This is a genomic window from Gordonia sp. JH63, from assembly GCF_009856645.1.
Classification (GTDB): domain Bacteria; phylum Actinomycetota; class Actinomycetes; order Mycobacteriales; family Mycobacteriaceae; genus Gordonia; species Gordonia hongkongensis.
The window spans coordinates 788,752-802,665 of sequence record NZ_CP047235.1 but is presented as its reverse complement, the minus strand read 5'-3'; the positions used below and the strand labels follow the sequence as shown (position 1 = coordinate 802,665).

The window sequence follows — 13,914 nt, the reverse complement described above, 5'->3', positions numbered from 1 at the left end:
GGCTACGTCAGCGGATTCTCGGTCTCCCACTCGACGGTGTGTCCGCGCTCGGCGTCGAGCAGCGCCGACAGCTCGCTGACCACCGACTTCTCGATCTTCCCGCCGAACAGCGGGAGATTCACCGACACCTCGGCGCGGTTGTCGGTGGTCGCCGGGTCACCCGACGTCACGGTGGTGCCGGTGACGTCGACCGGCACCGGCGCCCCCTCGACCGTGGCATGTGTCTCCCCCTCGATCCGGTCGCCGACCAGGCGGTACGTGTTCTTGCGCGGGATTCGGAGGTCGCCGGGCATGACCTTGGTGACCGCGGAGGGCAGCTTGTCGGCGGGAATGCCCTGCTGGATCTCGACGGTGACCGTGTCCTCGCTGATGGTCACCTTCTCGACATGCCCGTGCCCGGAGTTCATGCGCTCGACGAGGTCGTGCCAGTACTTCTCGGTGGTGTAGATCGCCCACAGACGCGCGGTGGAGAAGGGATAGGACACCGTGTGCTGCAGCTTGCTCGCCATGGAGAGAACGCTACCGCCCGCCGGTTAACGTTGAGGACGTGACCGACACGCAGGCGCCGCTGAGCGCGCCCCTCGCCGAGCTGACCACCCTTCGCCTGGGTGGGCCCGCGCGCGAGATCATCCGCTGCGAAGACACCCGCACCATCGTGGAGACCATCCTCGACCTCGATGCACGGTCCGAGCCGGTCCTCGTCGTCGGCGGCGGTTCCAACCTCGTCATCGGCGACGCCGGGTTCGACGGGACGGCGGTCGTACTCGCCAGCGGCCGCGTCGAGTTCGGTTCTGGCCGTGAGTCGGGACGGCCGCACGTGGTCGCCGACGCCGGCGTGGGCTGGGACGAGCTGGTCGCCGCGACGGTCGACGCCGGTTTCGGCGGGCTCGAGTGCCTCTCCGGGATCCCCGGCGCGGCCGGGGCGACCCCGGTGCAGAACGTCGGGGCCTACGGCGTCGAGGTGGCCGACATCCTCCGATCGGTTCAGGTCCTCGATCGACGCTCCGGCAACCTGCGGTGGGTCTCCCCCACCGAGCTCGGTCTCGGCTACCGGACCAGCAATCTCAAGCACCGGCACGACTTCGTGGTCGTCGCGGTCTCGTTCTGGCTCAACGACGATCGCGTGAGCCAGCCGATCCGCTACCGCGAACTCGCGACCCGCGTGGGGGTCGAACCGGACGATCGGGTCGACGCCGCCACGGCGCGTGCAGCCGTGCTCGACCTGCGCGCGGGCAAGGGCATGGTGCTCGACACGACGGACTTCGACACCTGGAGCGCCGGCTCGTTCTTCACCAACCCGATCGTGCCGGGCGATGACGCCCCGGCGGTGCTCGACCGGATCGCGGCGCGCGTCGGCGACGATGTCGCGATCCCCACCTATCGCGCAGGCACCGATGACACCGACGCGGCGATCAAACTGTCGGCCGGGTGGCTGATCGAACGGGCAGGCTTCCACCGTGGGCACCCGGGCCCGGACGCGGCGGTCCGACTCTCGACGAAGCACACTCTGGCGCTGACCAATCGGGGCGCCGCGACCACCGCCCAGCTCCTCGATCTGGCTCGCGAGGTCCGCGACGGCGTCGTCGAGGCGTTCGGGGTGACATTGCGGCCCGAGCCGGTTCTGGTCAACTGCAGTCTGTGACGGGAAGGACCGGTCAGACCGACTGGGTGTCCTTCAGATCCGCTGTCTCCCGGGAACTCTCGGCGACGACCTCGTCGAGCAGGGCGTTGAAGCGCTCGGCGGCCTCGATGCTCGACATGTGTCCGACACCCTCGTAGACCACCAGGTCGCGCAGGGAGCCGTTGCGCCGCAACACCTCCGCTATCTGCTCGGCGTGTACCTGCGGGGTGAGCCGGTCCTCGGTGCCGACGACCACGGTGGTCGGCACCGTCAACGCCTCGAGTCCGGCGGTCACGTCGAGCTTCCCCATTGCCGAACCCCATCCGGCCCGAGCGCGCGGCGGGCACGAGCCGATCATCTCGTCGACGAGCTCGACGTGCGCCCGGCGGGCGTGCGGCCCCAGCGCGATGTAGTGCGAGAAGCGGACGCCGTAGGACGTCTTCGGGATCGGAACCGGGACCGAGGTGATCATCTTCGCGGCGGCCGGCGCGAACGGTTTGGCGTACACCGGCAGATCGACCGGGATCAGCAGGTGGTTGTCCATGACCGCCTTGGCGGCGGTCGAGACCAGCACCACCGACGACACCAGCGATCCGACCTTCTCGGGATACTGGGCCGCCCACGACATGATGGTCATGCCACCCATGCTGTGTCCCACCAGGATCGCGCGGCGCCCGGGCGGCACTGCCGCCTCGAGCACCGCGTCGAGGTCCTCACCGAGCATGGCGACGGTCGGTCGGCGGTGGCCGCGCTCACTGCCACCGTGGCCGCGCTGGTCGTAGGTGACGACCCGGCGGGAGCCACCCTCGGAGGCGGCCAGGTGGTTGATCTGCGGGTACCAGTAGGCGGTGTTGCAGGTCCAGCCGTGGACCATCACGATGACGTCGCCGGTGTCGTCGGCGCCGGGGCCGTCGGGGTCACCGTAGACCTCGACATTGAGACGGGCCCCGTCCGCGGTCGGGACCTCGAGACGTTGCGGGGCGTTGTCCGGGCGGGTGAGGAGATCGTCCGGGCCGTCGTCGACGGCGAATTCGGCCTGCAGTGCCTCGCGCGCGAGTCGCGCGAAGACGGTTCCGATCCCCAGCGCGACCACGCCCGCCCCGATCGCGGTGGCAACGCTGCCCGCACTGGCCACTGACTTCGTGTTCATCCGGCACTCCTCACCTGTCGAGGACCTCACTGGTCCTCTGCAAGGCACCGAATCCGGCTCAGCGCCCCGTCTTGGGGTTCAATGTACCAACGTCCGTTGTCTCACAGTCCGCCTGTGCCGGCTCTGACTCCTCGTCGGCGGGCAGGACCGGCGGGGGCACCTCGGCGTCGAAGTAGGTCGCCGCCTCCCCGATCGCCTTGGAGATCTGCTCGTCGAGCGCCTTGCGGAACGTCGTCTCGACGATCTCGTGGGCGATGGGCCGAACCGTCTGGATGAGGTCGGCCATCTCGCTGACGCCGGCCTCGCCCAGGTCGGGGAGGTTCTCGTCGAAGTACTTGTCGGTGATGATCGAGACGAAGCTGGTGGCGACATCTTCGAGGTCTTCCTGAACGCGGACCCACCGGTCGAGCAGGACATCGATGTCGACCCCACTCTTGACCAGGATTTCGGCCCCCTCGAGCAATTCCGGGTTGCGAATCGCGTAGTGCGCGCCGTCCTTCGCCAGCAGTCCGAGCTTCTGGCTGAGCGCGATCGACCGGTCGCTGGCGTTCAGCGTCTTGCGCAACTCGGTGATGGTGATCGTCGCCGCGCGCTTGAAGTTGCGGAACCGGCCGCCCTTCGGTGTGCCGCGCAGGATCTGCTCCACCCGCATGCCGTGATGCGCCGCGTGCAGCAGCTCACTGATGGTGGCGAAGGTGTAACCGCGCTCGAGCATGCGCGAGATCAGGTTCAGCCGGACGAGGTGCTGGTCGGAATACCAACCGGCGCGTCCGCGAATGGTGGGCGGCGGCAACAGTCCGCGGTCCTGATAGACCCGGATGTTGCGAACGCTGACCCCGGACGCCTCCGCCAGGTCGTTGATCCGATACTCCGCCACGATGCGTCAGGCCCTTTTGCTGAACCAGGACTTGCCCTGGATGTCGTCGACCCGTTTGCGTACGTCGACGAGGTAGACGAGCATCGCGACCACTCCGATGATGCCCAGGAAGTTCACCGCACCGAAGAACCAGATGAACAGGGTCGCGGCGGCGAGGATCGAGACCCAGATGACCTTGCTCTGCCGATCCACCGCCGGGAAGGCGTCGGGCCGCTGGATGGCGGCGTGGATGAGCGCGACGGTCGAGGCGATGCCCGCGACCACCGTGAGGGTCAGCATGATCAGACTCTGGCCGTAGGCCATTACGCTGAAGAAGTCCACGTCGAACACTGTAGTCGCGCGAGTGCCGTTTGCTGCGACACCCTACGACGCGGTGCGGTCACCCGGCCCGTCGACGATCATTCGGCGCCGGGAGACGCCTTTTTCGCCGGGGCCTTTTTGGCAGCAGCCTTCTTGGCCGGGGTCTGCTTCGCGGCGGCCTTTTTCGCCGGGGTCTTCTTGGCCGCGGTCTGTGTGGTCGCAGCCTTCTTCGCCGGAGTCTTCTTTGCCGGGGTCTTCTTCGCCGGGGCCTTCTTGGCGGCGGCCTTCGCGGCAGCCCGCTCGGCCGGACCCTTGACGGCGGCGGCCTTCTTGGCGGGCGCCTTGGCCGGCGCCGCCGTCTTCGTCGCCGCCTCCTTTGCCGCCGCCTTCTTCGCCGGAGCGCTCTTGGCCGGGGTTTTCTTGGCCGGCGAACTCTTGGCCGGGACCTTGGTCGCCGGAGTCTTCGTCGCCGGGGCCTTCTTCGCCACTTCTTTCGCCGGCGATGCCTTCTTCGCCGCTTCCTTGGCCGGCGCCGTCGTGACCGCGGCTTTCTCGGCGGGTGCCGCCTTCTTCGCCGGTGCCGCCTTCGTCGCGGCCTTCGCCGGCGGAACGATGTCGCCTTCCGACTTCACCGGCGGCTCGATGCGTGGCTTCTCGTCGCGGGGCGCGTCGTCGGCCCGGTTCGCCAGCTTCAGCGCACGTTCGCCGACCGCCCGCGTCTGCTCGGAGATCGTCCCCAGCGCGTCTTCGGTGAGACCGACGGCGTCGTTGTACACCTTCTCGAGCTTCGGCAGGTTCTCGCCGACGAGCGGTTGTGACTTGAGCTTCTCCACCGCCTCGTCGCGTCGTTCCGCCAGCGCGGTCAGCAGTCCCGCGGCCACCGCGAGGTACGCCTCGGCCACCTTGCGCAGCTCCTCCGGGGAGAACCGCGCCTTCAGATCCTCGATCTCGGCGGGCAATTCGACCGGCAGCGCCGACAGTTTGGTCCTCGCCTCCTCGAAGATGGCCAGTGCCGTGGCGAGCGCCTCGTCGATCCGGGCCTGGGCGTCGTCCCGCGAACCGGTGATCCGCGCCTCGAGCTTGGACTGTGTCGAACCGACCGTCTCGGCGAGTTTGGACTGGGTGTTCTCGACGGTCTCGGCGATCTTGGATTGCGCGTCGGCGACCTTCGCCTGGGTCGACCCGACGGTCTCGACGAGCTTTGTCTGGGCTTGCTCGCTCGCGGCCTCGCCGCGCTCACGCACGTCTGCGAGCAAGGCAGCCACCTGCCCCACGGCTGTGGTCAACGGGTTCTCGCTCATCAACTACTCCTTGCCGGTCGACTCGATCGTGTTCTCTTTCCGGAACGACTCGTAGATCTCCAGCAACATCTGCTTCTGACGTTCGTTGATGGAGTCATCTGCGATGAGAGCATCACGGACCGGGCTCGCGGGCCGTTCTTCGAGTATCCCCGCCCGCACGTACAGGACCTCGGCCGACACGCGGAGACCCTTGGCGATCTGGGCGAGCACTTCCGCCGACGGTTTCCGCAGGCCGCGTTCGATCTGGCTCAGGTAGGGGTTGCTCACGCCCGCCCGCTCGGCGAGCTGGCGCAGCGAGACCTTTCCCGCGACCCGCTGGGACCGGATGAACGCACCGATGTCCTGGGCCGCGTTGGCGACGGCCTCGACCGCCTCCACCGCGATGGGGGTCGTCGAATCAGGGTCGTCGCCGGCCACCTCGACGCCGGAAACGCGGTCAGCAGTAGAGCTTTCACCCGGTGCGGCGGAGTCGGCGACCGAGGCGTGGTCCGCGTCGGGGGACGCTTCATCCTTCTCGGACTGCATCAACGCTCCGTTCTCATGGTGGGGCCCGACGTTCGGCGATGTGTCCGACTTTCGGCCCGTTCTCCCAGTATCAACACCAGTGCTAGCCCGTGCAAGCACACAGCAAACTCCCGGTTCGACGCCGCGAACGATGCGGCGACGATGCGTCAGGAGAAGATCAGCACCGAGGTGGAGTAGATGACGAGCCCGGCGAGTGCGCCGACGACGGTGCCGTTGATCCGGATGAACTGCAGGTCGCGGCCGACCTGTAGTTCGATCTTGCGACTCGTGTCATCGGCATCCCAACCACGCACGGTCTCGGTGATGACCGAGATGATCTCCTGCGAGTAGTTCGCCGCGACGTGGTGTGCGACCCGCGCCACCCAACCGTTCATCTTCTCCTGCAGCGGCCGGTCGTCGCGGACACGTTCCGCGAGTTGGATGATGGAGTCCGACAACGTGTTCCGCAGCGTGCTGTTCGGGTCCGACAGCATCTCCTCGATGACGGCCTTGCCGGTCTGCCACGCCGTCGACGCGGCACCGGTCACCTCGTCGCGCCCGACCAGTTCGAGCTTGAGAGCCTCGAACTTGGCGATCATCTCGGGGTCGTGTTGCAGATCGTCGGCGAACTTCTCCACGAATTCGTGCATGGCACGCCGTAATTCGTGATCGGGATCCACTCGCACCTTGTAGGTGAAGTCGACGAGCTCGCGATAGATCCGGTCCCCCACCAGACTGTTGACGAACTTCGGCGTCCACTGGGGTCCGTCCCGGTCGACGACCCGATCGATCAGATCCTGGCTGCCGACCGCCCATTCATGAGCCCGGTCACACAGCAGCTGGAACACCGGCTCCAGACGATCCTCGGCGATCAGCTGTTCGAGGATGCGGCCGGTGGGCGGCGCCCACTGGGGTTCGGCCGCCCACTTCAACGCGGCCTGGATGAGTTGTTCGACGTCCTCGTCGCGCAGCATCTCCGCGGCGAGCTTGATCGCTCGGGCGGCTTCGCCACTCACCCGCGGCGCGTTGCGCGGGTCGGCCACCCACGTCGACAACCGTCGGGGCAGATCCAGCTGCTCGGCTCGGTACACCACCACATCGGGCGTCATGAAGTTCTCTTCGATGAAGCCGCCGAGTTGCTCGCCGATGTCGTCCTTCTTCTTGCGGATCAGGGCCGTGTGCGGGATCGGGATGCCCAGCGGGTGGCGGAACAGGGCGGTCACCGCGAACCAGTCGGCCAGCGCGCCGACCATCCCGGCTTCGGAGGCCGCGCGGACGTAGCCGACCCAGGCCGCGACGTCGGCGCCGTCGCGATGCTCGAGGTAGCGGGTGAACAGATACACGATCGCGGCGAAGACCAGGAAGCCGGTGGCCACCGCTTTCATCTTGCGAAGGTCCCTGCGTCTGCCCTCGTCGCCGGCGCTGTTCCCGCCGAATCCGGGCGCGGACGCCGTGGCCGGCGGACCGTCGTGCTGACCGGCGACTCCTGGGATGACTGTCGATGCCATGGAACCAGTGTCACCCATCGAGCGACTACGCTGGCTGCGTGATGGCCAACCGCCCGAATCCCGCCGCGGCCGCGCGCGCCGCAGTGGCGGCCGCGGCCAACGTGACGCGCGGGCTGGAACAGGTCCTGACGACGGTCACCGAGTCGGTCGCCGAGACCGGCGCCAAACCCGACGGTCGCAAACAGCGGTGGGAGAAGCACAAGCTCGCCCGACGCACCGAACTCACCGACGGTGTCATCGCCGCGGTCCGTGAACTGGGCGCCGACGTCGGAATGGACGAGATCGCCGCCCACATCGGCGTCTCCAAGACCGTCCTGTACCGCTACTTCGCCGACAAGAGTGACCTCGGCGTCGCGACGACGGTGCGGTTCTTCGAGACGACGATCTACCCGCGACTGACCGAGGCCATCGCCGACGATCTCGACGAGTACACGCTCACCCACACCATCATCGGGGTGTACGTGCACGCCGTCGACGACGAACCGCAGCTGTACCGGTTCGCCCTGGCCAGTTCGCCCACCTCGTCACCGGCGCCCGCCGATTCGGTGCGTCTGGTCACCCAGTTGGTGATGGGGAACATCCAGCTGCGGATGGCCGAACGCGGCGCAGATACCACCGGCGCCGAGCTCTGGTCGCACGCGCTCGTGGGCGGTATCCAGCACGTCGTGGACTGGTGGATGACCAAACGCACCCTCAGCGCCGACGAAGTCGTGGATTATCTGACCATGATGGTCTGGAGCGCGGTCGTGGGTGTATGGCAGGTCAACGGGTCCCGGGAGAAGTTCCTGGCGGCGCCGCCTGCGCTCTTCGATCCCCCACCCGCCGACCCCCTGCCCGCCGATCCCGCCTCCGGGACCCCCGGCGCCTGATGACGCGCGTCGCTCTCGTCACCGGCGGCAGTCGCGGCGTCGGGTACGGCATCGCTCGTGCGCTCATCGACGACGGGTGGACGACGTATGTCACGTCGCGACAGGGGACCGGCCCCGACGGCGCCCGCGCGCTGCCCTGCGATCACGCCGACGACGCCGCGGTGGCCGCGGTGTTCGACGAGATCACCTTCGGCGCAGGCGGTCTGGATCTTCTCGTCAACAACGCGTGGGCCGCGCCGAAGGGTTTCGGCGGGTTCTCCGACCCGTTCTGGAAGCGACCGGTCGACGACTGGGACACCCTGATCGGCGTCGGACTGCGAGCGCATTACGTGGCCTCGGTGCACGCGGCCCGGCTCATGACCGACGCCGGCCGCGGACTCATCGCCAACATCTCGTCGTTCGGCTCGCGCGGCCATCTGCACTCGGTCCTGTACGGGATGAGCAAGACCGCCCTGGACAAGATGGCCGCGGACATGGCGGTGGAGCTGCGGGGCACCGGTGTCAGCTCGATCTCGTTGTGGCTCGGCCTGATCCGCACCGAGCTGTTGCTGTCGCTGGGCGTCGACGAATTCGCCGGTTTCTCGCTCGCCCGCGCGGAGGACCCCGAGTTCGTCGGCCGGGTCATCTCCCGGCTCGCGGCCGATCCCGGGCTGTCCGACCTCAGCGGCCGCACGCTCGTCACCGCCGAACTCGGTTCCGCCTATGGGATCGTGAACAACGATGGCACGCCGCCGGATTCACATCGCACGGCGTTCGGTGGCGGGCCGCTGTTCCCACCCCCGGCCGAGCCGGCGCCCGCATCCGACCCCGAAAGGACCCCATGACCGCTGGTTGGACCACTCCCGCCGCCGATGCCCTGCGCGCCGGGGCCATCGGGCCGATCGCGTCGTTCGACCCGGAGACGACGCCGGGCTTCGAAGGCGACAAGGCCTCCGGCACGGAGTTGCTCGCGCAGCGCGGCGAGGTTCTCGCCGATCTCCAGGAGTTGTTGTACGCCAACGGCCGGGCCGGTGACCACCGCTCGGTTCTGCTCGTGCTGCAGGGCATGGACACCGCCGGCAAGGGCGGCATCGTGCGCCACGTGGGCGGGATGATGGACCCGCAGGGCCTGTCGATCAAGGGGTTCGGCAAACCCACGAAAGAGGAGTTGCAGCACGACTTCCTGTGGCGCATCCACCGCGCCCTGCCGCCCGCGGGCCGGATCGGGATCTTCGACCGGTCGCACTACGAGGACGTCCTCCCCGTCCGGGTGCACGACCTCGTCCCGCAGTCGGTGTGGGAGAAACGCTACGACCTGATCAACCAGTTCGAGTCCGAACTCGTCGCCGGCGGGACCACCGTCGTCAAGTGTTGCCTCGTGGTGTCGAAGGACGAGCAGAAGAGCCGCCTCGCCGCGCGCCTCGAAAGGCCCGACAAGTACTGGAAGTACAACCCGGGCGATGTCGACGAACGCGGTCACTGGGACGCCTATCTCGAGGCATACCAGGCGATCTTCGACCTGACCGACCGCGACTCCGCGCCGTGGTTCGTCATCCCGTCGAACCGCAAGTGGTTCGCGCGCCTCGCGGTGTGCGAACTGCTCATCGACGCGCTCACTCGTCTCGACCTCGACTGGCCCGCCGCCGATTTCGACGTCGAGGCCGAGAAGAGACGACTCGCCGCCGCGGACTGAATTTCCGCTCCCCAATCCGAAAGAGCCACACACCAAATGGTCCCTGAGGTGCGAGGAGCGCAAGCGACGAGCCACGAAGGGCTTGGTGACGTGCCTCGCCAGGCCCTTCGTGGCTCGCTTCGCTCGCACCTCAGGGAGCAGGAACCGGGCGCCGACTGAGCACCCCGTGCGCCGCCAGCCCGACGACAAGCGCCCAGAACGCGCCACCGATCCCCCCGAAGGTGACGCCCGCGGCCGCGGTCACGAACGCCAGTGCCGCGGGAATGCGGAACTCCGGCTTCTCGAACGCCCCCATGATCGCGGCCACGAACGTGGCCAGGAGCGCAAGTCCCGCAACGGCTTCGAGCAGTCCGTCCGGTGCGATCGCCGTGACGACGACCAGCGCACCCGACAGCGCGGCGAGCACGAGACTCGTCGACCCCGTAGCCACGCCGGCGATCCATCGTCGCGACCGGTCGGCGCCCGCCTCCGGACCCGCGGCCAGTGCCGCGGACAGCGCCGCGAGGTTGATGGCGTGTCCGCCGAACGGCGCTCCGAGTACGGTTCCCGCGCCGGTCACGAACATCGCCGGACGCCAGGGCGTCTCATAGCCGAAGGACTTGAGCACGGCCACCCCGGGAACGTTCTGCGAGGCCATGGTGACGATGTAGAGCGGGACCGCCAGTCCGACGATCGCCGTCGCGTCGAAAGCCGGTGTCGTCCAGACCAACTGCGGCCACCACGACTCACCCGCCCAATCGTCGTATCCGTCGACGGCGAGGTTGACCCCGATCACGACCAGCGCGGTGACCAGGGCCAGTGGCAGCGCCCACCGGGGCAGCCACCGCATCGCGAGGAGCCACACGACGAGGATCGGAAGTGTCGACCACGGTTGTGCGGCCAGCGACGTCATCGGCGCGAGGCAGAGGGTGAGCAGCACGCCGGCCAGCATGGCCTGGGCGATCGGCGTCGGAATCCGGCCGATGAGTTCGCCGAGTGCGGGGACCAATCCGGTCGCGAGGATCAGTAACCCCACCACCAGGAACGCCCCGACCGCCGCCGGCCACCCGGCGTCGTAGGACGCACCCGCCGACACGAGGAGTGCCGCGCCCGGAGTCGACCACGCCAGTGTCACCGGTCGGCGGGTGCGCAGCGACAGCACAATCGATCCGAGTCCGAACAGGATCGTCAGCACGAGCAGACCCGACGCGGCCTGTGCCGGACTGGCACCCACGGCCCGCAAGCCGGTGACCACCACGACGAACGACGAGGTGAAACCGACCAGCGACGTGACGACTCCGGCGATGATCGGCTCACCGCGAGCCGGCGGCGCGGGACTGGTCATGTCGCGAGCATAGCGGTATCGTTCCGTAAACAGAACAGTGGTTGTCGGCAGCGACGCGAACGAAACGAGGACGATGACACCCGGCGAGGATCGACGACGCGCGGTCGGGGCCCGGATCTCCGCCATCCGAAAGCAGCGGGGCCTGAGCCTGTCGGGCCTCGCCCGGGAAGCGCGAATCGGCAAGGGCTCACTGTCCGAACTCGAAGCTGGACAACGAAACCCGACCCTCGACACGCTGTACGCCATCGCCGGTCCGCTCGGCGTGCCGCTGTCCGCCCTCCTGGGCGAGGAATCCGGAGTCGAAGGCGCCGGCCCCCACCTCGCCGCCCGGGTGCTCCACGTCGAGCATCACGACGACGGCTCGGTCACCGAGGTCTTCTGGTTGCGCGTCAGCCCGGGCGGGACCAGGGAGTCGCCCGCGCACGGGCCCGGCGTCGTCGAGCACGTACATGTCGTCAGCGGCCATCTCCGGGCCGGTCGTGCCGGCGAGGAACGCGCGGCGGGACCGGGCGAATCCCTGCACTGGCTGTCCGACGTTGCGCACACCTACCGCAGCGACGACGGCGCGCTCGCGGTCCTCACCATCCGGACGCCCTGACCGGCGCCGTCGCGGAGTCTCGCTCCCGCGGTGCTGTTTCCGTCCCGCTGATCGGATCTCATCAGCGGGACGGAAGCGGGACCGCGGGAAGGTTGGGGAAAACCCGATGGAGCCGAGACGCCCTCCGCTGCGTCGAATAGAGATGACCAGCTACCCACTGGACCGCTACGGTCTGATCCGTCGCGGCGCCGCACTCGATGCGGCCTTCTCCGACAACCTGCTTGCTGCAGCGGTATCCGCCGGGGACCTGATCCGGCTCATCCCCGGCGTCTACGTGCCGGCATCCGACGACTTCGCCGGGCACGAAGGCGACCAGGAGTTGCACCGCCTCAAGTCTGTCGCGATCGCCACGTCACAGCCGGCGAGCGCACCACAGTTGCCACTGAGTCACGTCTCGGCCGCCGCGGTGCTCGGCATTCCGCTGCTGAAGCCCGCCACCGAACGCGTTCACGTCACCAACGGCAAGAAGGCCGGCGGATTCATCGCGACGCATCGTCACGTTCACGCCGCCGCCCTGACGGCAGACGAGCTCGCCGTCGTCGACGGAATACCCGTCACCAGAATCGAGCGAACCGCTGTCGATGTAGCAGCCGGAGGCGACTTCGCACAAGCCCTCACCGCCTTCGACCAGGCACTTCGGGCAGGCGCCGATCGTGAGCTCATGGGGCGGATGCTCGCCTCTCGTCGTCGGCAGGGCGGCAGAGTGGCTCGGCGTGCGCTGGCACTGGCCGATGGGGCGGCCGAAAGCGTCGGCGAATCGTGGAGTCGGGCGCAGATGATCGAGGCCGGCCTGCCTGCTCCACGACTGCAACGCGAGTACTGTGCGCGGAGCGGCGTCTACCGTGTCGACTTCGACTGGGGGGCGAAGCTCGTCGGGGAGTTCGACGGCATGGTCAAATACGGCCGCCTTCGGCCATCAGAGAAGACGGTGGCCGATGTCGTGCTGCAGGAGAAGCTGCGCGAGGACGAGATCCGCGCGCTGGGCCCCGTCGTCGTGCGCTGGACCTGGTCGATGCTCGAGGACGGGTCCTTCATCGGCCTGCTCCGGCCATGGCTGGAGAAGTTCGAGTCGATGAGCTGAGTCCCGCGGCCCCGCTTCCCTCCCGCTGATCAGATCTCATCAGCGGGACGGAAACACCACCGCGGGACAGGGACCTCGTCCCGAGACAAAGGCGCCCCCCACACACGACAACGCCCCCGCCGGAAGCGGGGGCGTTGCCGGATGCGACTGTGTGCGACTTACTTCGCGGTGGTCGGCTTCTTGACCGGGGCCTTCTTGGCCGGCGCCTTCTTGGCGGCGGTCTTCTTCACGGCCGGCACCGGGGTGTCCTTGGCCTCGGCGACCTTCTTGGCCGGCGAAGCCTTGGCGGCACGACCCTTGGCCTCGACAGTGCCTGCGGCGCCGTCGATCTCCTTGGCCGCGTCGTCGGCCTGCTCCTTGACGCTGCTGCCGGCCTCTTCGATCGCGACGGCGACGTCCTCGACCTGCTCGCTCGCACGGCCGGCGAGCTTCGCCGCACGATCACCGACGAGGCGGGTCTGGGTCGACACGACGCCGAGGGCGTCCTCGGTCAGGTCGACGGCGTCGTTGTAGACCTTCTCGGCGCGCGACAGGTTCTCCTGGACGAGCGGCTTGGTGCGCAGGCGCTCGAGGGTGGCCTCGCCGCGCTCGGCGAGCGAAGTGTAGAAGCCGTAGGCCTTCTCGACGTAGGGGTCGGCGAGGCGCTTGAACTCCTCGGCGGTCAGCTTGCCACGCAGTTCGTCGAGGTCGCTCGGGACCTCCTCGGACAGCGAGCCGATGCGGGTCTTGGCCTCGTCGAAACGCGTCTGGGCGGCCTCGGGCAGATCCGTGATCAGGGTCTTGGTCTCGGCGTAGCGGGCCTCGAGACGCGACTGGGCGGTCTCGGCAGCAGCCTCGGTGCGCTCACGCAGTTCGGTCAGCTTCTCGGTCACCTGGGCGAAGGCGTAGTCGCCGGCGCCGACGGCGGCATAGAGGGGGGCGTAGTTACGTTCGGTGGTGGTCACAGTGGACTCCTTCGGTCGGGTCACCAATCGCGCTGCAGCACATGCGGTCTCGTTGATCTCGGCGACTTCGCCGGGCGCATGTCGGAACAATCCGTCGCCTGCCGCCTCGAAACGGTCGGTGTTGCAAGCCAATTCGATTCGGCTCACACCGCGCGAGATAAGGGA

General features: G+C 68.3%; 15 protein-coding genes. 6 read left to right on the top strand and 9 right to left on the bottom strand.

All coding sequences use genetic code 11. From position 1 onward, the window contains the following. Positions 1-2 precede the first annotated feature (2 nt). Entirely contained in the window at positions 3-509 is a 507-nt protein-coding gene (locus GR168_RS03630; RefSeq protein ID WP_137810494.1) for a DUF2505 domain-containing protein, read from the bottom strand. 38 nt (positions 510-547) lie between these two features. Here GR168_RS03630 and GR168_RS03625 point away from each other — a divergent pair, with 38 nt between their 5' ends. After that, entirely contained in the window at positions 548-1,642 is a 1,095-nt protein-coding gene (locus tag GR168_RS03625) for a UDP-N-acetylmuramate dehydrogenase (protein WP_137810495.1), read from the top strand. A gap of 13 nt (positions 1,643-1,655) precedes the next feature. Here GR168_RS03625 and GR168_RS03620 read toward each other — a convergent pair whose 3' ends face one another. The 6 genes from GR168_RS03620 to GR168_RS03595 all read right to left on the bottom strand — a co-directional run bounded on the left by GR168_RS03620 (position 1,656) and on the right by GR168_RS03595 (position 7,261). Continuing rightward, positions 1,656-2,771, bottom strand: a complete 1,116-nt coding sequence (locus GR168_RS03620) for an alpha/beta hydrolase (RefSeq protein WP_137810496.1) — start codon at positions 2,769-2,771, stop codon at positions 1,656-1,658. Positions 2,772-2,829: 58 nt separating this feature from the next. Beyond that, complete coding sequence (locus GR168_RS03615) at positions 2,830-3,648, bottom strand: MerR family transcriptional regulator (protein WP_159370049.1); 819 nt, start codon at positions 3,646-3,648, stop codon at positions 2,830-2,832. 6 nt (positions 3,649-3,654) lie between these two features. After that, the gene (locus GR168_RS03610; protein ID WP_058251270.1) at positions 3,655-3,978 is read right to left on the bottom strand and encodes a DUF2516 family protein; all 324 of its coding nucleotides are present in this window, start codon (positions 3,976-3,978) and stop codon (positions 3,655-3,657) included. Positions 3,979-4,046: 68 nt separating this feature from the next. Beyond that, on the bottom strand, positions 4,047-5,249 hold the full coding sequence (locus tag GR168_RS03605; RefSeq protein ID WP_159370048.1) for a heparin-binding hemagglutinin: 1,203 nt from the start codon (positions 5,247-5,249) through the stop codon (positions 4,047-4,049). Positions 5,250-5,252: 3 nt separating this feature from the next. Next, positions 5,253-5,774 carry a helix-turn-helix transcriptional regulator gene (locus GR168_RS03600; RefSeq protein WP_068970380.1) on the bottom strand — a complete coding sequence of 174 codons (522 nt, stop codon included), beginning with the start codon at positions 5,772-5,774 and terminating at the stop codon, positions 5,253-5,255. A 146-nt stretch (positions 5,775-5,920) separates the two neighbouring features. Beyond that, complete coding sequence (locus GR168_RS03595) at positions 5,921-7,261, bottom strand: DUF445 family protein (RefSeq protein ID WP_058251273.1); 1,341 nt, start codon at positions 7,259-7,261, stop codon at positions 5,921-5,923. A gap of 41 nt (positions 7,262-7,302) precedes the next feature. Here GR168_RS03595 and GR168_RS03590 point away from each other — a divergent pair, with 41 nt between their 5' ends. Genes GR168_RS03590 through GR168_RS03580 form a run of 3 tightly spaced genes read left to right on the top strand, consistent with a single transcriptional unit; the run spans position 7,303 to position 9,802 of the window. Next, positions 7,303-8,130, top strand: a complete 828-nt coding sequence (locus GR168_RS03590) for a TetR/AcrR family transcriptional regulator (protein WP_175401099.1) — start codon at positions 7,303-7,305, stop codon at positions 8,128-8,130. Continuing rightward, the gene (locus GR168_RS03585; RefSeq protein WP_137810855.1) at positions 8,130-8,954 is read left to right on the top strand and encodes an SDR family NAD(P)-dependent oxidoreductase; all 825 of its coding nucleotides are present in this window, start codon (positions 8,130-8,132) and stop codon (positions 8,952-8,954) included. Before GR168_RS03590 ends, GR168_RS03585 begins: the two co-directional genes overlap by 1 nt. After that, positions 8,951-9,802: a PPK2 family polyphosphate kinase gene (locus GR168_RS03580; RefSeq protein WP_159370047.1), complete on the top strand. Its 852-nt coding sequence runs from the start codon at positions 8,951-8,953 to the stop codon at positions 9,800-9,802. The genes GR168_RS03585 and GR168_RS03580 overlap by 4 nt, the downstream gene beginning before the upstream one ends. Before the next feature lie 130 nt (positions 9,803-9,932). Here GR168_RS03580 and GR168_RS03575 read toward each other — a convergent pair whose 3' ends face one another. Continuing rightward, positions 9,933-11,126, bottom strand: coding sequence for a benzoate/H(+) symporter BenE family transporter (locus GR168_RS03575; protein WP_159370046.1), 1,194 nt, complete (start codon positions 11,124-11,126; stop codon positions 9,933-9,935). Between the two features lie 73 nt (positions 11,127-11,199). Between GR168_RS03575 and GR168_RS03570 the strand changes: the two genes are divergently transcribed. Beyond that, entirely contained in the window at positions 11,200-11,724 is a 525-nt protein-coding gene (locus GR168_RS03570; RefSeq protein ID WP_137810858.1) for an XRE family transcriptional regulator, read from the top strand. A gap of 142 nt (positions 11,725-11,866) precedes the next feature. Further along, a complete protein-coding gene (locus GR168_RS03565) occupies positions 11,867-12,805 on the top strand; it encodes a hypothetical protein (protein ID WP_159370045.1) in 939 nt (312 codons plus the stop codon). Positions 12,806-12,963: 158 nt separating this feature from the next. On the opposite strand, the gene GR168_RS03560 is transcribed toward GR168_RS03565, so the two are convergent. Further along, positions 12,964-13,749, bottom strand: coding sequence for a heparin-binding hemagglutinin (locus GR168_RS03560; protein WP_159370044.1), 786 nt, complete (start codon positions 13,747-13,749; stop codon positions 12,964-12,966). Positions 13,750-13,914: the final 165 nt, after the last annotated feature.

What these genes read in the sequence shown, in the direction of transcription:
- GR168_RS03630 (WP_137810494.1), bottom strand. Translation starts at nt 509, where the DNA reads ATGGCGAGCAAGCTGCAGCACACGGTGTCCTATCCCTTCTCCACCGCG.
- GR168_RS03620 (WP_137810496.1), bottom strand. Translation starts at nt 2,771, where the DNA reads ATGAACACGAAGTCAGTGGCCAGTGCGGGCAGCGTTGCCACCGCGATC.
- GR168_RS03605 (WP_159370048.1), bottom strand. Translation starts at nt 5,249, where the DNA reads ATGAGCGAGAACCCGTTGACCACAGCCGTGGGGCAGGTGGCTGCCTTG.
- GR168_RS03600 (WP_068970380.1), bottom strand. Translation starts at nt 5,774, where the DNA reads ATGCAGTCCGAGAAGGATGAAGCGTCCCCCGACGCGGACCACGCCTCG.
- GR168_RS03595 (WP_058251273.1), bottom strand. Translation starts at nt 7,261, where the DNA reads ATGGCATCGACAGTCATCCCAGGAGTCGCCGGTCAGCACGACGGTCCG.
- GR168_RS03590 (WP_175401099.1), top strand. Translation starts at nt 7,303, where the DNA reads ATGGCCAACCGCCCGAATCCCGCCGCGGCCGCGCGCGCCGCAGTGGCG.
- GR168_RS03585 (WP_137810855.1), top strand. Translation starts at nt 8,130, where the DNA reads ATGACGCGCGTCGCTCTCGTCACCGGCGGCAGTCGCGGCGTCGGGTAC.
- GR168_RS03580 (WP_159370047.1), top strand. Translation starts at nt 8,951, where the DNA reads ATGACCGCTGGTTGGACCACTCCCGCCGCCGATGCCCTGCGCGCCGGG.
- GR168_RS03575 (WP_159370046.1), bottom strand. Translation starts at nt 11,126, where the DNA reads ATGACCAGTCCCGCGCCGCCGGCTCGCGGTGAGCCGATCATCGCCGGA.
- GR168_RS03570 (WP_137810858.1), top strand. Translation starts at nt 11,200, where the DNA reads ATGACACCCGGCGAGGATCGACGACGCGCGGTCGGGGCCCGGATCTCC.
- GR168_RS03565 (WP_159370045.1), top strand. Translation starts at nt 11,867, where the DNA reads ATGACCAGCTACCCACTGGACCGCTACGGTCTGATCCGTCGCGGCGCC.